Origin of the sequence: Rhodoferax sp. (assembly GCF_028714215.1) — a bacterium.
Classification (GTDB): Bacteria; Pseudomonadota; Gammaproteobacteria; order Burkholderiales; family Burkholderiaceae_C; genus Rhodoferax.
This window is the reverse complement of sequence record NZ_JAQTMS010000008.1, coordinates 116,524-135,947: the sequence shown is the minus strand read 5'-3', so window position 1 is coordinate 135,947 and position 19,424 is coordinate 116,524. Positions and strand designations below refer to the sequence as shown.

At 61.3% G+C, this 19,424-nt stretch carries 22 protein-coding genes; 15 read left to right on the top strand and 7 right to left on the bottom strand.

Annotation, left to right across the window (positions count from 1 at the left end; genetic code table 11):
* Positions 1-14: 14 nt before the first annotated feature.
* Together PHS32_RS06065 and PHS32_RS06060 are read right to left on the bottom strand one after the other, a co-directional pair.
* Positions 15-518: an IS630 family transposase gene (locus tag PHS32_RS06065; protein WP_301078000.1), complete on the bottom strand. Its 504-nt coding sequence runs from the start codon at positions 516-518 to the stop codon at positions 15-17.
* A gap of 10 nt (positions 519-528) precedes the next feature.
* On the bottom strand, positions 529-1,053 hold the full coding sequence (locus PHS32_RS06060) for an IS630 family transposase (RefSeq protein WP_301077999.1): 525 nt from the start codon (positions 1,051-1,053) through the stop codon (positions 529-531).
* On the opposite strand from PHS32_RS06060, the gene PHS32_RS06055 reads away from it, so the two are divergent.
* Both PHS32_RS06055 and PHS32_RS06050 read left to right on the top strand, forming a co-directional pair.
* The gene (locus PHS32_RS06055) at positions 964-1,962 is read left to right on the top strand and encodes a PDDEXK nuclease domain-containing protein (protein ID WP_366143464.1); all 999 of its coding nucleotides are present in this window, start codon (positions 964-966) and stop codon (positions 1,960-1,962) included. The genes PHS32_RS06060 and PHS32_RS06055 overlap by 90 nt on opposite strands.
* A 65-nt stretch (positions 1,963-2,027) precedes the next feature.
* Positions 2,028-2,675 carry a helix-turn-helix transcriptional regulator gene (locus tag PHS32_RS06050; protein WP_301077998.1) on the top strand — a complete coding sequence of 216 codons (648 nt, stop codon included), beginning with the start codon at positions 2,028-2,030 and terminating at the stop codon, positions 2,673-2,675.
* 49 nt (positions 2,676-2,724) lie between these two features.
* Here the strand turns inward: PHS32_RS06050 and PHS32_RS06045 are convergent, their stop codons facing one another.
* On the bottom strand, positions 2,725-3,108 hold the full coding sequence (locus PHS32_RS06045) for a VOC family protein (protein WP_301077997.1): 384 nt from the start codon (positions 3,106-3,108) through the stop codon (positions 2,725-2,727).
* Positions 3,109-3,251: 143 nt separating this feature from the next.
* Between PHS32_RS06045 and rarD the strand changes: the two genes are divergently transcribed.
* The gene (gene rarD, locus PHS32_RS06040; RefSeq protein ID WP_301077996.1) at positions 3,252-4,127 is read left to right on the top strand and encodes an EamA family transporter RarD; all 876 of its coding nucleotides are present in this window, start codon (positions 3,252-3,254) and stop codon (positions 4,125-4,127) included.
* 12 nt (positions 4,128-4,139) lie between these two features.
* On the opposite strand, the gene PHS32_RS06035 is transcribed toward rarD, so the two are convergent.
* Positions 4,140-4,844 carry a glutathione S-transferase N-terminal domain-containing protein gene (locus tag PHS32_RS06035; protein WP_301077995.1) on the bottom strand — a complete coding sequence of 235 codons (705 nt, stop codon included), beginning with the start codon at positions 4,842-4,844 and terminating at the stop codon, positions 4,140-4,142.
* 159 nt (positions 4,845-5,003) lie between these two features.
* Between PHS32_RS06035 and PHS32_RS06030 the strand changes: the two genes are divergently transcribed.
* Positions 5,004-5,465: a FecR domain-containing protein gene (locus tag PHS32_RS06030; RefSeq protein WP_301077994.1), complete on the top strand. Its 462-nt coding sequence runs from the start codon at positions 5,004-5,006 to the stop codon at positions 5,463-5,465.
* Complete coding sequence (locus PHS32_RS06025; protein WP_301077993.1) at positions 5,462-6,100, top strand: OmpA family protein; 639 nt, start codon at positions 5,462-5,464, stop codon at positions 6,098-6,100. The genes PHS32_RS06030 and PHS32_RS06025 overlap by 4 nt, the downstream gene beginning before the upstream one ends.
* Before the next feature lie 7 nt (positions 6,101-6,107).
* Here PHS32_RS06025 and PHS32_RS06020 read toward each other — a convergent pair whose 3' ends face one another.
* The 3 genes from PHS32_RS06020 to PHS32_RS06010 all read right to left on the bottom strand — a co-directional run bounded on the left by PHS32_RS06020 (position 6,108) and on the right by PHS32_RS06010 (position 9,709).
* Positions 6,108-8,309 (bottom strand): adenylate/guanylate cyclase domain-containing protein, encoded by a 2,202-nt coding sequence (locus PHS32_RS06020; protein WP_301077992.1) that lies wholly within the window; start codon positions 8,307-8,309, stop codon positions 6,108-6,110.
* Between the two features lie 17 nt (positions 8,310-8,326).
* Positions 8,327-8,905, bottom strand: coding sequence for a cyclic nucleotide-binding domain-containing protein (locus PHS32_RS06015; protein WP_301077990.1), 579 nt, complete (start codon positions 8,903-8,905; stop codon positions 8,327-8,329).
* 81 nt (positions 8,906-8,986) lie between these two features.
* Complete coding sequence (locus tag PHS32_RS06010; RefSeq protein WP_301078004.1) at positions 8,987-9,709, bottom strand: TetR/AcrR family transcriptional regulator; 723 nt, start codon at positions 9,707-9,709, stop codon at positions 8,987-8,989.
* 137 nt (positions 9,710-9,846) lie between these two features.
* Between PHS32_RS06010 and PHS32_RS06005 the strand changes: the two genes are divergently transcribed.
* The 10 genes from PHS32_RS06005 to PHS32_RS05960 all read left to right on the top strand — a co-directional run bounded on the left by PHS32_RS06005 (position 9,847) and on the right by PHS32_RS05960 (position 19,389).
* The gene (locus PHS32_RS06005) at positions 9,847-10,704 is read left to right on the top strand and encodes an ABC transporter ATP-binding protein (protein ID WP_301077989.1); all 858 of its coding nucleotides are present in this window, start codon (positions 9,847-9,849) and stop codon (positions 10,702-10,704) included.
* Entirely contained in the window at positions 10,704-11,582 is an 879-nt protein-coding gene (locus tag PHS32_RS06000) for a branched-chain amino acid ABC transporter permease (protein WP_301077988.1), read from the top strand. The genes PHS32_RS06005 and PHS32_RS06000 overlap by 1 nt, the downstream gene beginning before the upstream one ends.
* The gene (locus PHS32_RS05995; protein WP_301077987.1) at positions 11,582-12,619 is read left to right on the top strand and encodes a branched-chain amino acid ABC transporter permease; all 1,038 of its coding nucleotides are present in this window, start codon (positions 11,582-11,584) and stop codon (positions 12,617-12,619) included. The genes PHS32_RS06000 and PHS32_RS05995 overlap by 1 nt, the downstream gene beginning before the upstream one ends.
* Positions 12,620-12,640: 21 nt before the next feature.
* On the top strand, positions 12,641-13,816 hold the full coding sequence (locus PHS32_RS05990) for an ABC transporter substrate-binding protein (protein WP_301077986.1): 1,176 nt from the start codon (positions 12,641-12,643) through the stop codon (positions 13,814-13,816).
* A 26-nt stretch (positions 13,817-13,842) separates the two neighbouring features.
* Entirely contained in the window at positions 13,843-14,661 is an 819-nt protein-coding gene (locus PHS32_RS05985) for an ABC transporter ATP-binding protein (RefSeq protein ID WP_301077985.1), read from the top strand.
* A complete protein-coding gene (locus PHS32_RS05980) occupies positions 14,658-16,475 on the top strand; it encodes an AMP-binding protein (RefSeq protein WP_301077984.1) in 1,818 nt (605 codons plus the stop codon). Before PHS32_RS05985 ends, PHS32_RS05980 begins: the two co-directional genes overlap by 4 nt.
* Positions 16,476-16,482: 7 nt before the next feature.
* Positions 16,483-17,280, top strand: a complete 798-nt coding sequence (locus PHS32_RS05975) for an enoyl-CoA hydratase-related protein (protein WP_301077983.1) — start codon at positions 16,483-16,485, stop codon at positions 17,278-17,280.
* 71 nt (positions 17,281-17,351) lie between these two features.
* Positions 17,352-17,849 carry a hypothetical protein gene (locus PHS32_RS05970; RefSeq protein WP_301077981.1) on the top strand — a complete coding sequence of 166 codons (498 nt, stop codon included), beginning with the start codon at positions 17,352-17,354 and terminating at the stop codon, positions 17,847-17,849.
* Positions 17,850-18,166: 317 nt separating this feature from the next.
* Entirely contained in the window at positions 18,167-18,442 is a 276-nt protein-coding gene (locus PHS32_RS05965; protein WP_301077979.1) for a hypothetical protein, read from the top strand.
* Positions 18,443-18,597: 155 nt separating this feature from the next.
* Entirely contained in the window at positions 18,598-19,389 is a 792-nt protein-coding gene (locus PHS32_RS05960) for a hypothetical protein (RefSeq protein WP_301077978.1), read from the top strand.
* Positions 19,390-19,424 lie beyond the last annotated feature (35 nt).

Below are 19,424 nucleotides of genomic sequence, written 5' to 3'. Positions count from 1 at the left end.
TTAAACATAGCGTCTTAAATAATGCCGCATAGTCTCTTCAGCATTAAGTTGGGTTTCGTCCACCGATTGAAGCATTTCTGCACGGCGACGAGCACATCTCCAAGTGTCTCGAAGTGCCGGTTGTGGGTGGCCAATCGCCGGGTGAGTTTCCAGACTCGTTCTATCGGCGCCAACTGCGGACTGTATGGCGGCAGGAATAGGAGCGTCAGCACGCTGCGGTATTTGTGCAGCAACGGCGCGAGTAGCTTGGCATGGTGGTACCGGGCGTTGTCCAAGACGATCACCATACGTTTGTCTCGGGTGCGTCGACGCAGCAACAACATCAAAAACGCTTCGAATGTTTTGGCATCGAACGTATCGCACAAGTCGTATGCGAATTTTCCTGTCTCCAAGCTCACGGCGCCAAAGCAAGCAATCGACTTTCGTGTGGGAGCATGCGTCAGCACCGGATCTTTGATCTCCGGCGCAATCCACATTCGGCAACGTGTGCCGTGTTGTTGGAAATGGCATTCGTCCAAGCTCCACAACTCAAGGTCCTTTCGCTTTGCCAGATGGTGCAGTTTTTTTAAAGGCTGCCACCAGCACCGGGTCAGACTGCGCCACTTGTGGTCGCGGCTTGCGAAGGCGAAATCCCAATTGTCTGAAAATGCGTTGACATTGGCGCACACCCAGAACCACCTTATAGCGCTGCTCAAGGTGGGCGGACAGTAACTTGCCGTCCCACAGGTGTCCAACATGACCGAAATCGCAGGCGCTGCGCCGCAGGTCGCGTTCCAACGATGCCCACTGCTTGGCATCCAAACCGGCCGGTCTTCCTGGACGTTCACCGTCGCGCATACCATCGAGTCCGTGCTCCTCAAAGCGCTTGACCCAGCGCTGCACGGTACGGCGGTCTTCGCCAAAGAGATCGGCAACTTGTTGGCAGCTCTGACCGCCGGTCAGAAGCAACAAGCCGTGCAATCGATGGTCATACCGGGACTCATCGGAGCGGGAAATCTCTTGTTGAATGGCGATTCTCATGATGTCGGGATCTGCAATTTCAAGCTTACGCATAGGGGCTCCTTGCAAACAATCAGGAATCCACAGTGTAAGTCAATTATGCGGCGTTATATATGTCGCTATGTTTATCTTGCTTACCGGGAGCGCGGGCCAATCGTCCAGACAGTATCTGGACGATTGCCATCCCCATCTCATCAAGCTGGCACCGTCCCATTTCAGATTGTCCAGACACTGTCTGGACAATCTGACCGCGCCTTCAGCCTGAGCTGGTCCCACTACGTTTTCCTTTTGGGCATCAAGAAGGTTGAGGAACGCAGCTTCTACGAGATTGAGGCTGCCAGCGAAAACTGGACCCTGCGGGAACTCAAGCGCCAGTTCCAAAGCGGTCTGTACGAGCGCCTGGCACTCAGCCGAGACCAGGACGGCATTCGCCGACTCGCCAAACAGGGGCAAATCGTCGGCCAACCCCAAGACCTGCTCAAGGAGCCGCTGGTTCTGGAGTTTTTGGGCCTGTCAGAACAAGCCCGGTTTTCTGAATCGGACCTTGAAACCGCCATCATCAACCGGATCGAGCATTTTTTGCTGGAGCTGGGCAAGGGTTTCCTGTTTGAAGCCCGTCAAAAGCGTTTCACCTTCGACGACGACCACTTCTTTGTGGACTTGGTGTTCTACAACCGCCTGCTGCGCTGCTATGTACTGATCGACCTCAAGATCGGCAAACTCACCCACCAAGATCTGGGTCAGATGCAGATGTACGTCAACTACTTTGACCGCCACGTCAAAACCGCCGCCGAGAGTCCCACCATTGGTATCGTGCTGTGCAAGAAAAAGCACGCGGCACTGGTTGAAATCACTCTGCCCAAAGATGCGAATATTCACGCCAAGGAATACCAACTCTACTTACCGAGCAAGGAAGAGTTGCAGCAAAAATTGGCCGAGTGGGCGGGCCCGGTATCGGACTAAATCATCCTCTGACCAGCATCCTGCGCGCGCAAGCAGCCATCACATCAAGCCCGCTGCAGTATCCCATGCTTCTACCCTTCGGCGTTCTCCAGGCGTGGTGCCACACCCCGGCAACGGCGGCGCACACCCTTGTGCTGCCGGATGGTTGCCGCGATTTGATCTTGCGAGCGACGCCCGGACAGGCGCCGCAATGGCTGGTGACAGCGCTGGCCGATACGGCCTATGGCGTGGCAAGCACTGCCGGTGAAAGTTTTTGGGGCTACCGGTTTCACCCCGGCGCAACGGTCGATGAGACGGCACTGTTGAAGGCGCTGCGCGATTGCCGGCTGCGCGAAGCACACGACGCACTGCCGTTGGTGGACGAGTTCGTGCGGCTTGACGGGTCCGTCACCGAAGCGCTGCAGAGTTTGTCCGACACGCCCAGCGTGGCATGGGCCGCCCGCCACCTGGGCGTATCCGAACGCAGCCTCCAGCGCCTGGTCCTGGCCGCCACGGGGCGTTCGCCGGGATACTGGAAAGGCCTGGCCCGCATTCGCCGTGCGGCGCTGGCGCTGTCAGGCACTGCCTCGTTGGCGGCCATTGCGGCCGACCATGGCTACGCCGACCAGGCCCACATGAGCCGCGAGTTCAGGCGCTGGTTCGATCTTTCTCCCAGTCGTTTTCAGGCCTCCACCGAGCTGCTCCGGGTAGTCGCCGAAACGGGCTACGGTTAGAACTTGTCCGTAAATAACAGGCGACCCCCTGTTATTTACGGACAAGTCCTTAGCCCCCAACCGCAGTGCAGATTTCAACCAGAAACCCATCCAGGTCGGCCACGTAGGCCACGGTTTGCCCCCAAGGCATCTGCTCCGGCTGCTGGATCAACTGCGCGCCGGCCGCTGTCGCCCGAGCCACGGCCGCTGGCACGTCTTGCGTGACCAGGGCAATCTCGAAGCAGGGCGAGCGGGGGTCGGCCGTTGCCGGATTCTTTTTCAACTGGGTCATCAGTTGTCGCGAGGAAAAAGCCAGCGCGGTGGCGCCGGTTTCAAGCTCGCCATAGCTGCCGCTCTCGTGCAGAAAACGGGTCGCAAGGCCAAAGGCTTTCTGGTAAAAGTCCAGCGTGGTTTTGACATCTTCCACATAAAGAATGGTGTATCCAAGTTTCATAGGGGCTCCAATACTGGTAATCGATCACGGCGCAAAGATAAAGGAAAACCGCCGCCTCGGTCTTGAACAAATCCGACACAGCCATGGCCTTAGACTCTACGCTGTAATCCACCGCTCCGAAACCGTCGCACGACCCCCCACCCATGAATCCTGGTGTTTTTTACGCCGCCCTGGCTTACACCGCCTGGGGCTTTCTCCCGGTCTTTTTCAAGCAGCTTGCCAGCGTCAATGCGTTCGAGGTGGTGCTGCACCGCATGGTGTGGTCGCTGGTTTTCCTGCTGTGCGTGCTGGCCGTGCTGAAGCGTTGGGTCTGGCTGCGCCAGGTGGCGCGCCAGCCGCGGGTGCTGCTGGCATTTGGCGTGTCGGCCCTGCTTTTGTCGGCCAATTGGTCGGTCTACGTGTGGGCGGTGCAAAACGCCCACGTGCTCGATGCCAGTCTGGGTTACTTCATCTTGCCGCTGGTCAATGTGGCGCTGGGCTTTGTCTTTTTGAATGAGCGTCCGCGCCGCGGGCAATGGCTGGCGGTGGCGGTGGCCGCCGCCGGTGTGCTGTGGCTGACGCTGCAGGCCGGGCGGCTGCCCTGGGTGGCCTTGGTTCTGGCGGCCACGTTCGGCATTTACGGGCTGCTGCGCAAACTGGCCACGATGGGCGCGCTGGAAGGCTTGGCGCTGGAGACCTTGCTGCTGTTTCCTTTTGCCGTAGGGCTGCTGGCGTGGTGGGCGTGGCACGGTCAGGGCGCCCTGGTGCAAGGCGACCCGGCGACCCTGGGCTGGCTGCTGCTGGCCGGGCCGATAACCGCCATCCCGCTGCTGCTGTTTGCCGCTGGCGCCCGGCGCATACCGATGGCCACGCTGGGCATCCTGCAATACATCTCGCCCAGCCTGCAGATGCTGCTGGGCGTCTGGCTGTATGGCGAAGCGTTCGAGCCGGCGCGCGCCATCGGCTTTTATCTGATCTGGACGGCCTTGCTGCTGTACAGCGCGGACAGCTGGTGGCATGCGCGCAAACAGCGCTTGTGAAGCGCGCTCAAATCAGGACCACTGCGGTATCCCCAGACCTTTCACCACCGCCGGCCGCGCCACAAACGCCGCCAGCGCGCGCTTGACGTGCGGGAAATCCTGGATGCCCACCAGATCGCCGGCCTCGTAGAAGCCGATCAGGTTGCGCACCCAGGGAAACGTGGCCATGTCGGCAATGGTGTAGGCATCGCCCATGATCCAGGCGCGGCTTGACAGGCGCTGGTTCAGCACCCCCAGCAGACGCCTGGACTCCGCCACGTAGCGGTCGCGCGGACGCTTGTCTTCAAACTCCTTGCCGGCAAACTTGTGGAAGAAACCCAGTTGCCCAAACATCGGGCCGATGCCGCCCATCTGGAACATCAGCCACTGGACGGTCTCGTAGCGCTGCGCCGCGGCCCCCAGCAGGAACTGGCCGGTCTTCTCGGCCAGGTACAGCAGAATCGCGCCGGACTCGAACAGCGCCAGCGGCCGGCCGCCCGGACCGTGGGGGTCCAGGATGGCCGGAATCTTGTTGTTGGGGTTGAGCGAGAGAAATTCCGGCGACATCTGGTCGTTGCTCTCGAAGCTGACCAGATGCGCCTCGTACGGCAGGCCGGTCTCTTCCAGCATGATGGACACCTTGACGCCATTGGGCGTCGGCAGCGAATAGAACTGCAGCCGGTCCGGATGCTGGGCGGGCCACTTGCGGGTGATCGGAAAAGCGGAGAGATCGGCCATGGGGGTTCCTTGGGGTGACAGCTGGTGATGTGTGTTTTAGATGAGGTTCATCAATATGCCAGATTTTCAGGCGCCTAGCCTCGAACTGACTTTTCTCATGCACAGCCCGGTGTTTCATGGGCTCTAATTCAACGAAAATAGGAGTTTCGAGACATTGCAATGAACCACCAACCACCTCCCTGGCGAGCGCTGCCGGGCTTGCTTCTGCTGACGCTTCCCTTGTTCTCCATGGCCCAGACGGAGCCGATAGGCTACGTCAAGACCGTCACGGGCGAGGCCTGGGTCAGCAGCGCCGGGCAACGCGTCAGGGCGCAACCGGGCACCGCCGTGCTGCTGGGCAGCCGGCTCCAGACCGGCGCGGCGGCATCGCTGGGCATGACCTTCAAGGACAACACGGTGATGTCGTTCGGACCCGACACCGAGCTGACGGTGGACGAGTACCTTTACGCCCCGGCGCAGGACCAGCTCAAACTCAGCACACGGCTGCTGCGGGGCACGCTGAACTACATCTCGGGCGTGATCGCCAGGCTCAAGCCCGAGGCGGTGACGGTCAGGACGCCGACCGGCATCATCGGCGTGCGCGGCACCCAGTTCGTCGCCAAGGTGGAGGATCTGAAATGATTTGCTCCGTCAAAACATCTTTTCTCGCCGCCGTCCTGCTATGGATCACTTTGCTGACTGGCTGTGCCAGCAGCAGCACGGGCTCCTACGTGGTGCTGTTGCGCGATCCGGACGGCAAGCTGGGCAGTGTCGTGGTAAAGAATTTGCAAGGCGAGCAGGTTCTCAGCCAAGCCTTCGAAGCGGCCACTTTGGACGGTAGCAAGGAGTCGTACTTCGTGACCGAGGCACAGCTGCAACGCGATTTCGGCGCCGCCCTGGCGGCACAGCCGCCATTACCAGACCTCAATCAACCGAAACTGGGCTTCCTGTCGGGGACTCAGTTGACCCCCCAATCACAGAATGATTTGCGAGACATCGCACAGAATATTATGCGGCTCGTACGCGAAGGAAGGCCGCTGGACATCTCCATCATCGGTCACGCGGACACATCACCACCACTGCCAGGCGACACCAATGAAGCACTGGCAAAACGCCGCGCAGAGGAAGTAAGGAGTCAGCTCACGAACCTCCTGCGTCAAAACAGATTGGGAGACCTACCGCCCATCATCACCACTTCGGATGGTGACCACAACCCGCTTGACAAGGCAAATCCTGCTTCACCGGTAAACCGTTTTGTGGAAGTCCAGATACGCTGAACGCGCGCTATTTCTCGCTCATCACGATCAAATCATCGGTGGCCCCCTGGCGCAGGCGCTGCAGGTGCAGCGCCACCAGGGGATCGTGCGGATGGCTGGCGGCCAGGCGCTCGAAAGCCGCCAGGGCGGGCGCAGCGGCGCCCGACTGCAACAACTGCAGGGCGGCGGCGTAGTCGGCCGGCGCGGCACAGCGCGCGGGGTCGCTGGCCGCCAGCGGCTCGTAAGCCTGTAGCGGCTGGCTCTTGCCCTTGAGCACCAGGCGCCCGACCAGGCGCATGGGCACGCCGGAGCAGCCCTCCACAATCGCCTGCGACACGCACATCCGGGTCCCCAGGTGCTTGTTGACGCTCTCCAGCCGCGCCGCAGTGTTGATCGGGTCGCCCAGCGCGCGGTAGTCGAACAAGGTCTTGCCGCCAAAATTGCCGACGATCACTTCACCGCTGTGAACGCCGATGCGGGTGTGACCCCAGGGCACGCCCTGCGCCTGCAAGCGCTGCGCGTAAGCGGAGGCAAAGACGTCCATGTCGAGCGCGCAGTCGAGTGCGCGCTGGCGGTGGTCGCTCTGCGCCACCGGTGCCGAGAACAGCACCGCAACGGCGTCGCCCATGATGCGCTCCAGCGTGCCTTCACGCTTGAAAACGATCACCAACATACCTTCCAGGTACTCGTTGAGCAGGCTCACCACCTGGGCCGGGTCGCAGCGCTCCATCAAGCTGGTAAAGCCCACCAGATCGGTGAAGACAAAACTGCAGACCTGGCGCCGGCCACTGAGCCGCAGTTGGTCCGGGTGCGCCATCAGATGCGCCACCCGGTTCGGCGACACATAGCGCGAAAACGCTTGCCGCACCCAGCGCCGCTCGCGCTCGGTGACAAAGTGGTGCACCGCGCTGGTCAAGCCGAAGCTGAGCAGCAGCGCCAGCGCTGGATTGACGCCGTCGAGCAGCAGGTGCTCGAACCTGTAGGCGTACCAGACGCCGCCAAGCAGAAGCACCAGAAGCGCTGCCGCCAGCAGTGCCGAGCGCCGCGCTGTCGCTCTCAAGGCGTACAGGCCGACGATCAGCGCTCCCGCCGCCAGCAGCAGTGCCTCGACCATGTTGGACCAGGCCGGGCGGTCCAGATACTGCTGGGTCAGTATCTGTTCCAGCGCCATGGCATGGGCACGCACGCCAGGCATCAACTCGCCCCAGGGGTCGTAGCGCAGGTCGAACAAGCCAGGCACCGAAGTGCCCACCAGCACAATGTTGCCTTTGAACTGCTCGGCGCCCACCGTGCCGTCCAGGACCCGCGCCGCGGAGATAAAGTGATTGGCCCGCTGTTCGCTGTAGTGCAACCAGATTTCGCCCGCTGCGTTGGTCGGCACCACCACTTTCGCGATGTCGCCGATCTGCACGTCCTGCACCCCCGCGTCGGTGCTGTTCACGAGTTGATTGGTTTCGCCGTTCGCCACGCGCAAGGCTTCGGCGCTCAGGCTGGGCACCACCTGCTCGCCCAGACGCAGCAGCAGCGGCACCCGGCGCACCACGCTGTCGCCGTCCGGAATGAAGTTGATCGCGCCCAAACCGCTGGCGCTGGCGGACAACACCGGCAAGGGCCAGACAGCGGTATCGAATTTGTGCAACCAGACCGCCGGGTTGGCCGTGCCGAGGTTGATCAGCCTATAGGGCGGCTTGGGCAAACTGCCGGTCGGCGCTGCGGCTGGCAGCGCAGCCCCACTGTCCGAGAAGTAGGTTCCCAACACAACCCCCGCCCCCTGTAGGGTGCCAGCCAATAGCTCGTCGTGATCTGGCAAACCCTTCAGGAAGGCACTCGCCTGAGGGTCTTGCCAGAGCTCGGCCATGGCCTTCGGCGAGGTGCGATCCGGCTCGGCCAACAGCACGTCAAAAGCAATCGCCGTAGCACCCGCCGCATGCAGCCGCTGCACCAACTGGGCGATGCGGGTGCGCGGCCAGGGCCATTGGCCATAGGCTTTCAGGCTGGCCTCGTCGATGTCCACCACGCGCACCGGCGCCGGCGTGTAAGGTCGCGGCTGCCAGCGCTGGAACTGGTCAAACTGCGCCAGCCGCAGGCTTTGCATGGGAACCGGGTCTAGCAGCCACAAGGCAAAGGCGGCGCCAGCGCTGCACAGCACCAGCAGCCGCGCCGCCAGGCGCGTCAAGTGACCGGAGCGCCGGGCGGCGCGGCGATTTTTTTTGAACCGGAAGAAAGCCATCTGCTTGTAGCGCGGTGCTAGCCTGGCATCAGGTGCTCAATTTCCTGCTGCATGGTTTTGGTCAGTTGCACGTACTTTTTCAACTTTTCGGTATTGTCGCGCAGCCGCTGCGCAATCCGCATGGCGATGGCCATCATCAGCTTGGCACCCATGGCGGGATCGTCCTTGAGCAATTGCAGCAGGCTGTCACGGGTCAAGACAACGCAGTGCAGATCCGAGCTGGCGGTGCAGGAGGCCGAGCGCGGCAAGCCATCAATCAGACCCAGATCACCGTGCATGCTGCCGGCACCCAGGACCGTCACGGTGATCGGCGCGACCCGACTCACCACGATGTTTTCCACCGTCACTTCGCCATCCAGCACCAACAGCATGAAGCCGGTGTCCTGCGCATCGCCCTCGCGGATGAACACCGTGCCCTCGGCAATGAAGCGGGGTTGCATGTAGCGCGCCACCACGCGTGCCTCGGCCCGGCTGAGCTGCATCAGGGCCGACGGCGCGGTCAACATTTCGGCCGCTATCTCAAGCGTCGAAAAATCACTCGGCACCAGGGAATCGACCAGGGGCGGTGCCGGTTTGCGAAAAATATTCTTGAACATGGTGCGTCCCGCGTGCCCGGGAGAATTTACTTGTCGTTGCTGCCCGGCAGTAGAACACAAGGCAGGCGCCGGCGCAGCGCCCTACTTCTTGGCTCGGGACTTGCTCCGCACGCCGCCGCAAGCCACCGCTGGCGCCGCCGAGGTCTCAGGCTTGCGTCGTAGAACGCCATTGAGCAACATCGCATTGAACTGGGTTGCAATCTCCTCGGCGCTGTACTCGCCATCGGCTTCGTACCAGCGACCGATCCAGCTCAGGGCGCCGGCAATCACGAAGGCGGCCATTTTGGGATCGCAGGGTTGCAGCGATCCTTCCGCGATGCCGGCAGTGACCAAGCGGCGAAATTCCATGTCGATGCCGGATTTCAGGCGCCGCAATTCCTTGCGGCTGTCGGGCTCGAACTCGTCGTCGCTGACGCGGATCACGCACATGCCGAAATCCAGCGTCACGATGCGGGTGTAGACGCGCATGCAGGCCATCAACTGGTCAATTGCCTTGCCGCCGGCGCGGCGCGTTTCCTCGATGCCCTGGTGCATCATCTGCAAGCCCTTGCGCACGCACTCGATCAGGATCTGGTCCTTGTTCTTGACGTAGTAGTAGAGCGTCGGCTTGCTGACGTTCAGGCGCGCCGCGATGTCGTCCAGCGAGGTGGCGTGGAAACCCCGCTCGTTGAAGAGTTGCGCCGCCGTTGACAGCACCGCATTGCGCTTGGTCTCGCGCTGCTGCTCACGCGCCGAAGCCGGCACCCAGGGCGATGTCGGCGGCGAAGTTTGAGCGGCTTTGGAGGCGGATTTCTTTTGCGGCATGGTGGAGCGCCCGGACAGGCTGCTAGGGAAAGTCCCAATGCTAGCGTGGTCCTTGAATTCCATAATCTACTTCAGAGTAGTAATTCTACGCAACAGTAAATTTCTTTCACTACGCACAAACCCGCATAGATAAGTCGATGGAGAAAACCCCTCAAGGCGGCGCCGGCAACACGCCGCCCCTGTTGCAGATCGACGGCATCACCCTGACCTTCGGTGGCGTGCGGGCGCTCAGCGATGTGGGTTTTAGCGTGGCAGCCGGCTCCATCACGGCCATCATCGGGCCCAATGGCGCCGGCAAGACTTCGCTCTTCAACACCGTCTCCGGCTTCTACCGGCCGACCCGTGGCCAGGTGCGCTTCAAGGGCCAGGACATCACCCACCTGCCGGCGCCCAAACGCGCCAAATTGGGGCTGGGGCGCAGCTTTCAGAACATTGCGCTGTTTCGCGGCATGACGGTGCTCGACAACATCAAGCTGGGGCGCCACGCGCATCTCAAGACCAACGTGCTGGACGCCTTGTTCTACCTGGGGCGCGCGCGGCGCGAAGAGGCTGCGCTGCGCGCCGACATCGAGGAACGCATCATCGATTTTCTGGAGATTGATCACATCCGCCACGCACCGGTCTCGGCGCTGCCTTACGGTCTGCAAAAGCGCGTGGAAATGGCGCGTGCCCTGGCCATGCAACCCGAGATCCTGATGCTGGACGAACCGGTGGCGGGCATGAACCGCGAAGAAACCGAGGACATGGCGCGCTTCATCCTCGATGTGCGCGAGGAATGGGGCGTCACCGTGCTGATGGTGGAGCACGACATGGGCATGGTGATGGATTTGTCCGACCACGTGGTGGTGCTCAACTTCGGCCAGGTGATTGCGCAGGGCACGCCGGCCGCGGTGCAGGGCGACCCCGAAGTGATACGCGCCTATCTCGGTTCCGGCGATGTCGGCGACCTGCGCCGGCGCTTGCATGCCGGCCTCGCGACCCGGGAGGCGGTCTGATGGATTGGGCCTACCTGTTCGAGATCAGCCTGACCGGCATCGCCAGTGGTGGCCTCTACGCGCTGGCGGCGCTGGCTTTCGTCATGGTCTACAAGGCGACCAAGGTGGTGAACATCGCGATCGGCGAGATGCTGATGGTCGGCGCCTACCTGTTTTTCACTTTCGCCGTCACCTTCGCCCTGCCCTTGTGGCTGGCCGTCCCGGCGGCGGTGCTCGGCGCCGGCGTGCTGGGTGCCGTGATCGAGCGCAGCATGATCCGCCCGCTGCTGGGCGAGCCGCCGATCTCGGTCTTCATGGTCATGGTTGGCCTGGGCTCCGTTTTGGTCGGCTTGGTGGAGATGATCTGGACCGCCGACCAGCGCCGGCTGCCCGACTTCGTGCCCAATACGCCGATCATGGTTGGCGACGCCTTCCTGGCGCCCAAGGTGTTTTACGGCGCCGTGGTGGCTGCCGTGTTGATCGCGCTGGTGCTGCTGGTGTTCCGCTTCTGGCGCGGCGGCGTGGCCCTGCGCGCCACCGCATCGGACCCGACCGCTGCCTACTCGATGGGCATCAACGTGCCGCGCGTGTTTTCGCTGGCCTGGGTCGCGTCAGCCATGATTGCCGCCGTCTCCGGCATCATCGTGGGCGCTATTGGTGGCATCTCTTCGTCGATGGGCGTGTTCGGCTTATCGGTGCTGGTGGTGGTCATCGTCGGCGGGCTCGACAGCGTGCTGGGCGCTCTGGTGGGCGGCCTCTTCATCGGCCTGCTCGAAGCGCTGGCGGGCGTCTATCTGGGCGGCGAATACAAGCTACTGGTGACCTTCATCGTGCTGGTGCTGGTGCTCATGGTCCGGCCCTACGGCCTGTTCGGCACGCACGAGATCGAAAGACTCTGATGCGCATCGGCACCCTCAAGGAAACTTACATCGCCGACGCCGCGCTGTTCGACTCGCGCACCCAGCAGGTCTGGCTGGCGCTGGGCGTTGGTGTGTTGCTGCTGTTTCCGTTCATGGCCAGCGACTATTGGTTGTACCTGGCCTGCCTGGTCAGCATCAACGTCGCCAGCGCCACCGGGCTCAACATCCTGACCGGCTACACCGGTCTGGTGAGCCTGGGCCAGGCCGCCTTCATGGGCCTGGGTGCCTACACGGTGGCCTTGCTGGAACTGCGCGTCGGCTCGCCGTTCCTGCTCAACCTGCTGGCCGGCGGCTTCGTCGCCATGCTGGGCGGACTGATCGTGGGCATACCGTCGCTGCGCGTCAAGGGCCTGTACCTGGCCATCGCCACCATTGCGGCCTCTTTCATCGCGCATTTTCTGTTTGCCAACAGCGCTTTCACCGGCGGCACCGGCGGCCTCACGGTGCCACCGGCCAAACTGTGGGGCGTGCTGCTGGACACCTCGTTTCGCCTCTACTGGGTGATCGTCCCGGTGACCGTGCTGATGCTGCTGGGCGCCGCCAATCTGTTTCGCACGCGGGTCGGCCGCGCCTTTATTGCCATCCGCGACCGCGACATCTCGGCCGAGGTGCTGGGCATCCCGCTGCTGCGCTACAAGCTGCTGTCGTTCGGACTTTCCTCGTTCTATGCCGGCTTGGCCGGCGGCCTCTGGGCCTACTTCTTCCGCGTCGTTACGCCGGAGAGTTTTCCGCTCTCGATGTCGATCTTCTTCCTCGCCGCCATCATCGTCGGCGGCATGGGTTCCATGCTGGGCGGCATTCTGGGCGCGGTCTTCATGACCATGGTGCCGGAACTGCTCAAACTGGGCGTCGCCCTGCTGCCGCGCGGCACCGAGTTGACGGTCTTCCTGTCGCCCGTGCGCACCGTGCTGTTCGGGCTGCTGATCATCGGGTTTCTGGTTTTCGAGCCGCATGGGCTCGCAGAAGTGTGGCGGCGCATTCGCCGCTTTTTCCACCTATGGCCATTCCGCAACTGAGTCAACACAAAGGAGATCAGCATGAAGTCATCACCTCTTTCCCAAGGTCGTCGCGCCCTGCTACTGGCGGCCGGCGCCAGCCTCGTCACGCCGCTGGTGCGGGCCCAGGCCGGCGAAGACATCGTCATCGGCGGCTCGATTCCCATGACCGGGGTCTTCGCCTTTGCCGGTGTCGGCATCAACGACGGTTTGGCCGACTACGTGAAAATTGTCAACGAGGCCGGCGGCATCAAGGGCCGCAAGCTGCGCTACGTGCCGGAAGACACCGGCTACAAGGTCGACGTCTCGGTCGCCGCCTTCAAGAAAATCACCAGCCAGAACAAGGTCAATCTCTATTACGGCGACTCGACGGCGTTCTCCAAGACCATCAACCCCGAGCTGCAGCGCGTCGGCAATATCCTGATGACCGGCGCCTCGTTTGCCACCGAGTTGAACAACGCGCAGAAATACCCCGACCAATTCCTGGTCGGCCCCGACTACACCGAGATGTTCGGCATCCTGTTGCGTCACATCGCCAAGGAGAAGCCGGGTGCCAAGGTGGCTTTCGTCTATTCCGACTCCGAATTCGGCCGCGACCCGATCGACAGCAGCGAGGCCCTGGCGAAGAAGCTGGGCCTCACCGTACCGGTCAAAATCATGACGCCGGCCGGCAGCGTCGACGTGTCCGGGGAAGTGATCAAACTGCGCCGTGCGGCACCCGACTACACCATCTTCCACGGCTACATCCTGGCCCCGATTCCTGAATTCATCACCCAGGGCAAACAGCAGGGCATGACCACCAAATGGATGGGAACCTTCTGGACCATGGACAGCTCCACCGTCATGAAGATGGGCGAGGCCGGCGACGGTTTCATGGGTGTCATGCCCTACCGCTATTACTACGACACTTCGGCCAAGGCGCCGATGCTGGACAAGATCCGCCAGATGCGCCCGGCCTACCAGAGCACCGCCTACATCCAGGGCTTTCTGGCCGGCATGTTCTTCGCCGAAGCCGCCAAGCGCACGCTCGACGCCGGCAAGGAGCTCAACGCCAAGAACCTCAAGGCCGCGCTCAACAGCATCAAGGACTTCGACACCGGCGGCCTGATCGGCGTACCCGTCACCATCAAGGGCAACTCGATTCCGGTCGGTCGCGTCTACAAGGCCGACATGAAGGCGCAGAAGATGGTGGCGGCCTCCGACTGGATCGCGCTCTAGTCACAACCCTCACGGCACGACCGACCATGACCCTGCCCGGCCCCGACCTGATCCTCGAAGTCAACAACATCGAGGTGGTTTACAACAAGGTGGTGCAAGCCTTGCGCGGTCTCTCGCTGGTGGTGCCGCGCGGCGAAATTGTGGCCTTGCTGGGCAGCAACGGGGCCGGTAAATCAAGCACGCTCAAAGCCATCTCGGGCCTGCTGGTGCTGGAGGACGGGGAGCTGGAAAGCGGCAGCATCCGCTTCAACGGGCAAAGCACGGCACGGCTGGCGCCCCAGCAACTGGTGCGCCAGGGTCTGAGCCATGTGATGGAAGGGCGCCGGGTTTTTGAGGACCTGACGGTGGAAGAGAATCTGGTCGCCGCCAGCTACGCCCTGAGCGGGCGCGGCGCCGTCAAGCCCGACTTCGACCTGGTCTACAGCTACTTCCCGCGCCTGCACGAGCGCTGCAAAGGGTTGGCCGGCTACCTGTCGGGCGGCGAGCAGCAGATGCTGGCGATCGGCCGCGCGCTGATCGCCCAGCCGCAGTTGATCCTGCTCGACGAGCCCTCGCTGGGTCTGTCGCCCAAGCTAGTGGAAGAAATCTTCAGTATCATCGCCCGCATCAACGCCGAGCGCGGCGTCTCGATGCTGCTGGTGGAGCAGAACGCCACCCTGGCGCTGGCCGTGGCGCACAGCGGCTACATCATGGAAAACGGCAAGATCGTGATCGACGGCAAGGCTGAGCGTCTGGCCAGCGACCCCGATGTGCGCGAGTTCTACCTGGGCGTCGGCGGTGCCGGCGAGGCCCGCAGCTTTCGCCAGATCAAGCATTACAAGCGGCGCAAGAGATGGCTGTCATGAACACGGCTGCACCCCACGCCCTGCCCGAACTGACGCTGCCGCAGATGTTGCGCGAGCGCGCCCGCACGCAACCCGGGCACATCGCGATCCGGCAAAAAGACTTTGGCATCTGGAAGCCGGTGCGTTGGGAGGGCTACTACCGGCGCGCCTGCTGTTTCGGCTTGGGTCTGCGCGCGCTGGGCCTGCCGGCCGGCGGCCATGTCGGTGTGATCTCGGAAAACCGTCTGGAATGGGTGCTGGCGCAAATGGGCGCCGGACTGGTAGGCGCCGTCACGGTGGGGGTCTATCCGACCAGCCCGAGCCTTGAGGTGGCTTATGTGGTGAGCCACGCCGACATTGAAATCATGGTCTGCGAGGACCAGGAGCAAACCGACAAGGTGCTGGCGGCGCTGGACCAGTTGCCGCGTCTGCGCAAGATCGTGACGATGGAGACCAAGGGCTTGCGCAGTTTTGCGCCCGAGGCACGCCAGCTCATTGCCACCTTCGACGAGGTCGAAAAGCTGGGTGCCGCCAACGCCGACATGGCGCTCATAGACGATATCCTGACGCGTCAAACGCTGGACGATGTCGCGCTCATGATCTACACCTCGGGCTCCACCGGCAAGCCCAAGGGCGCGGTGATTTCCTACCGCAATATTCGCGGCGTCGTGCCCGGCATCGTCGAGCGGCTCGGGCTCTCCAGCGCCACCAGCCATCTGTCCTACCTGCCGCTGTGCCATGTGGCGGAGCAGATGCTGAGCACCTTCGTGCCGATTTACATCGGATCGCAGGTGAACTTCGGCGAATCGATACGCACCGTGCAGGAAGACTTGCGTGAAGTGGCGCCCAGCATGTTCCTCGGCGTGCCGCGCATCTGGGAAAAGATGCACGCCGCCATCAGCATCAAATTGCAGGAAACCGGTGGCTTGCGTCGTGCACTGTTCCAGACCGCCTGGGCCGCCTGCCAGGGCCTGGCGGAAAAGCCCCGCGCCGCCTGGACCGTGTTGGACAAGCTGGCGTACTGCGTCAGCTACTGGAGCGTGTTTCGCGCCCTGCAAAACTTCATCGGCTTGCGCAAGGTGCAGGTGGCGCTCACCGGCGCGGCGCCGATACCGCCCGACGTGGTGCGCTTCTTCCGGGTGCTGGGCGTGCCGCTGGTGGAGGTCTATGGCCTGACCGAGTCGACCGGCATGGTGACCGGCCACCGGCGCGACCAGGTCATCGTGGGCACCGTGGGTCTGCCCACGCTGGGCGTGGAGTACCGCATCGGCGCCGACGGCGAGCTGCTGTTGCGCGGCGACATGGTGTTTGTCGGCTACTACAAGAATCCCGAGGCCACTGCCGGCAGCATCCGGAATGGCTGGCTGCACACCGGTGACGTGGTGCGCGAGGAGGGCGGCCAGTTGCGCATCGTCGACCGCCTGAAAGACATCATGATCACCGCCGGCGGCAAAAACCTGACGCCCTCGGAAATCGAGAACACCATGAAGGGCAGCCCTTTCATCAAGGAATGCATTGTTGTCGCCGAGGGTCGCAAGTTTGTCGGCGCGCTGGTCCAGATCGACTATGAAGTGGTCGGCAAATGGGCCGAGGCGCGCCGCATCCCGTTCACCCATTTCAGATCGCTGGCCGAGCATCCGCAGGTGCGTGAGCTGGTGGACGCCGATATCGCCAAGGGCAACGCCCGGCTTGCGTCGGTGTCGCAGATTCGCAAGTTTCACCTGCTGACCAAGGAACTGGACCACGATGACGGCGAAGTCACCGCCACCATGAAGGTGCGGCGCTCCAGCATCTACAAAACTTACGCCGAAGAAATTGAAGCGCTCTATCGATAGGACCGTCATGAGCCAAACTACCGAGACCCCGCAAGCCCCCCTTCAGCTGGCGCGCGACGGCGCCGTCGCCACCTTGCGCTTCAACCGCCCCAGCGCCCTCAATGCGGTGGATGTTCCCATGGCGCAAGCCTTTTTGCGCGCCGCCCGCCAACTTGCCGGCGACAGCTCGGTGCGCGCCGTTGTTCTGTGCGGGGCCGGCAAGGGCTTCATGGCCGGTGGCGACCTGGCCACCTTGCGCGCCAATCCGCGCCAGGCTGCCAGCGATCTGATTGGCCCCCTGCATGAGGCGCTAACCGTGTTGGCCGCGATGGATGCGCCGCTGATCGCGCAAGTGCATGGTGTGGCCGCCGGCGCCGGCCTGAGTTTGATGCTGCAAGCCGATTTCGTTTTCGCCGCCGAGGGCACCCGCTTTAATCTGGCCTACGTCAACATTGGCAGCAGTTGCGACGTCGGCGCCTCATGGGCGCTGCCCCGGCTGGTCGGGCTGCGCCGGGCGCTGGAGATTGCCATGCTGGGAGAAACCCTGAGCAGTGCGCAAGCGTTGCAATGGGGCCTGGTGAACCGGGTCGTGCCGGCGACGGAACTCGAAGTCGAAGTAACAGCCTTCGCGCAGCGACTGGCCAACGGACCGACCGTGGCGCTGGGACGTTTGCGCCGCTTGATGCGCGAATCCTTCGGGCGTGATCTGCCGGCGCAACTGGCGGCCGAGGCGACGGCCTTCGCCCAGTGTGCCGAGACCGAAGATTTCAAAACCGGCATCGACGCCTTCTTCGCCAAGCAGCCGGCCCAGTTCAAGGGTCGCTGAGACCGGTAGAGGTGATCGGGTGGGGACCAAAGAACGTCTCAAAACCGCTCGATGCTTGCCTGTTTGAAGCAATGAAAATTGCTCCATCTCTGAAAGCCAAGCATCAACTTCAATGTCGGCCATGGAGAAAATTACGCAACCGCAGTGCAGCGGGAGCCGACATTCAGAAAGTGGTTCAAAATGACAGGCATAACCACTATTGGCAACAGAGCTTCCACATGAACCTAACTCAAGAATCAGAAGCAGAAATTTTGTCGATAGCCAATCCGCTGATGGACAACTTAATGGACGCTTCTACTCACGTCGATTACGAACGACACATACGAGACTTTTCAAACAGACTCAAAGCGCAATTGCCAAAAGAGCGATTTGAGAGCATTTGTCGGGAGTACCAGTCCACCAAGGGTTTCTTTGCCGACAGAGAGTTTGTGAAGCTGTTTCGTCGCCCCGACTCAATAGCCATTGTATGGAAGCAAAGCTTTACTAAGCAGGTCGGCGAATTCGTTGCAGAGATGGTTTTGGTTCAACAGAGCGGCAAGTACATCGTTGACCATGTGATGGTTTTTTAGCCCAGCTAACGCAAGATTTTGAGTACGGTGAACGACAGCAACTTGCCCCTTTGCAATGCCGCAGTGCAGCGGTTGCCGTCATTCGAGATGAGTTCCCAATTTCTTCGGGTCAGCTTGATTGAAACGTAGAATCGGCCGAAACGATCTGCGGGGTTTGTCGGAATTTCTATACCTGTACAAGATCCCAAGAGAATCGCGGAAACAAAGGCTGCGAGCCGTCTTCAGGAGGATTCAATGTCCAGTTTATCGAGCGACGCCCAGTTTATGGAGCAAGTTTTGCTCTATACATTACGTTGGGCATCTCGTTCAAGTTTAATATGAGTACTCGCTACATTGCTTGGCTATGTTTCTCAGTGTCCATTGCGGCTGCGTGGTTGCTCGCGGAGTACGGATGGATGCTCGCGTGGCGCCTCGAAGGAATGATTGCTTTGGCATTGGTCACTGTTTGTTTTGGTGTTTGGGTGCTGATCAACGCCCCTCGAAAACGAAACACGTTACCCTTTGTTGCGGTTGGCCTTATCATCGGAAATTGGCGCATGCTTGAGGGCGCGCTAATGCTTGTCTTCTGGTCAATTAACGGTTTTGCTCCATAGTCGGATATGCAAGCGATGCCCAACCCTACGCTCAAGCGGGACTGCGCAAAAGCGCGCAGCCCCTTAGCTCCACGTTAGGCCAAACACATATGGGAATCCTCGGTCGCCCCCAAGGCTTGTTTGAACTCCACAGTAGCGACTCATGCGTGGGGTCAATGTTAAGCAAAAGCGATGTTGTTGAAATTCTCGACGTAACCGAGAGTGACATTCAATCAGTCCCGTTCAAGAACTGGAACGGCATCGAGGCCATTGACGAACGTGAACTTCAAAAACTCTGGTACGCAAGTGCCATACCAAATTCCCCACCTGCAAAAATCGGAAATGCCAGCGTAAGCCTTGATGAAATGATCCTCGTGAAATTGATCGAGCTTACGTATCCAAACGCCACCGTAGAGCATCAGGTGCCTTGGGGCAGGAGGCGCGTCGATCTGAAAGTTTCAGTTGATGGTGTTTCAAAACTCGTTGAATTTCACGGCCCGAGTCATTTCGCGCCATCGCGCTACAACTCAAGCCCCGAGCATCCGTCAATTCGCAAGGCGGAAGCTGAAAGCCACTTTGGCATTGAGTGTGTCCTCTGGCCGTACTGGATTCAACGCTGCATCTCGAATGTTCGTGCCATATTTGATAACGACGTAAATGGGCTTGGCGTTCTTTGGAGCGCGAACGTCCATTACGGAACTTTTGTTTTTCCCGACTCAGCGCAGGTCATTGAAAACATCAACAACAGATTTCGCGCTACACGCGATGGTGGTTGTGGGTATTTCTACGGCCCAGACACAGAGAGCCGGAATAACCCTGAGCATCCCATAATCAGTCAAATTCAGCGTGGAAAAAAAAGTATCGAGCTTTTACTTCCGCGTGGTCACAAGAGCATAGAACAATGGGTTCCTCAATGCATCGTGGCCCGACATTCAACCTGGACTCCGCAAAAGCGCGGAGCCGGTTAATTCCACGTAGTACATTCAAAACACTCCGAGACACT

Excerpts from the sequence above, each read along its gene's own strand:
- PHS32_RS05990 (WP_301077986.1), top strand. The coding sequence starts at position 12,641 with ATGAAGTCATCACCTCTTTCCCAAGGTCGTCGCGCCCTGCTACTGGCG.
- PHS32_RS05960 (WP_301077978.1), top strand. The coding sequence starts at position 18,598 with ATGTTAAGCAAAAGCGATGTTGTTGAAATTCTCGACGTAACCGAGAGT.
- rarD (WP_301077996.1), top strand. The coding sequence starts at position 3,252 with ATGAATCCTGGTGTTTTTTACGCCGCCCTGGCTTACACCGCCTGGGGC.
- PHS32_RS05970 (WP_301077981.1), top strand. The coding sequence starts at position 17,352 with ATGAAAATTGCTCCATCTCTGAAAGCCAAGCATCAACTTCAATGTCGG.
- PHS32_RS06055 (WP_366143464.1), top strand. The coding sequence starts at position 964 with ATGGTCATACCGGGACTCATCGGAGCGGGAAATCTCTTGTTGAATGGC.
- PHS32_RS05965 (WP_301077979.1), top strand. The coding sequence starts at position 18,167 with ATGAGTACTCGCTACATTGCTTGGCTATGTTTCTCAGTGTCCATTGCG.
- PHS32_RS06045 (WP_301077997.1), bottom strand. The coding sequence starts at position 3,108 with ATGAAACTTGGATACACCATTCTTTATGTGGAAGATGTCAAAACCACG.
- PHS32_RS06030 (WP_301077994.1), top strand. The coding sequence starts at position 5,004 with ATGAACCACCAACCACCTCCCTGGCGAGCGCTGCCGGGCTTGCTTCTG.
- PHS32_RS06015 (WP_301077990.1), bottom strand. The coding sequence starts at position 8,905 with ATGTTCAAGAATATTTTTCGCAAACCGGCACCGCCCCTGGTCGATTCC.
- PHS32_RS06005 (WP_301077989.1), top strand. The coding sequence starts at position 9,847 with ATGGAGAAAACCCCTCAAGGCGGCGCCGGCAACACGCCGCCCCTGTTG.
- PHS32_RS06010 (WP_301078004.1), bottom strand. The coding sequence starts at position 9,709 with ATGCCGCAAAAGAAATCCGCCTCCAAAGCCGCTCAAACTTCGCCGCCG.
- PHS32_RS06050 (WP_301077998.1), top strand. The coding sequence starts at position 2,028 with ATGCTTCTACCCTTCGGCGTTCTCCAGGCGTGGTGCCACACCCCGGCA.
- PHS32_RS06035 (WP_301077995.1), bottom strand. The coding sequence starts at position 4,844 with ATGGCCGATCTCTCCGCTTTTCCGATCACCCGCAAGTGGCCCGCCCAG.
- PHS32_RS05975 (WP_301077983.1), top strand. The coding sequence starts at position 16,483 with ATGAGCCAAACTACCGAGACCCCGCAAGCCCCCCTTCAGCTGGCGCGC.
- PHS32_RS06020 (WP_301077992.1), bottom strand. The coding sequence starts at position 8,309 with ATGGCTTTCTTCCGGTTCAAAAAAAATCGCCGCGCCGCCCGGCGCTCC.
- PHS32_RS05985 (WP_301077985.1), top strand. The coding sequence starts at position 13,843 with ATGACCCTGCCCGGCCCCGACCTGATCCTCGAAGTCAACAACATCGAG.
- PHS32_RS06025 (WP_301077993.1), top strand. The coding sequence starts at position 5,462 with ATGATTTGCTCCGTCAAAACATCTTTTCTCGCCGCCGTCCTGCTATGG.
- PHS32_RS06000 (WP_301077988.1), top strand. The coding sequence starts at position 10,704 with ATGGATTGGGCCTACCTGTTCGAGATCAGCCTGACCGGCATCGCCAGT.
- PHS32_RS05995 (WP_301077987.1), top strand. The coding sequence starts at position 11,582 with ATGCGCATCGGCACCCTCAAGGAAACTTACATCGCCGACGCCGCGCTG.
- PHS32_RS06060 (WP_301077999.1), bottom strand. The coding sequence starts at position 1,053 with ATGCGTAAGCTTGAAATTGCAGATCCCGACATCATGAGAATCGCCATT.
- PHS32_RS05980 (WP_301077984.1), top strand. The coding sequence starts at position 14,658 with ATGAACACGGCTGCACCCCACGCCCTGCCCGAACTGACGCTGCCGCAG.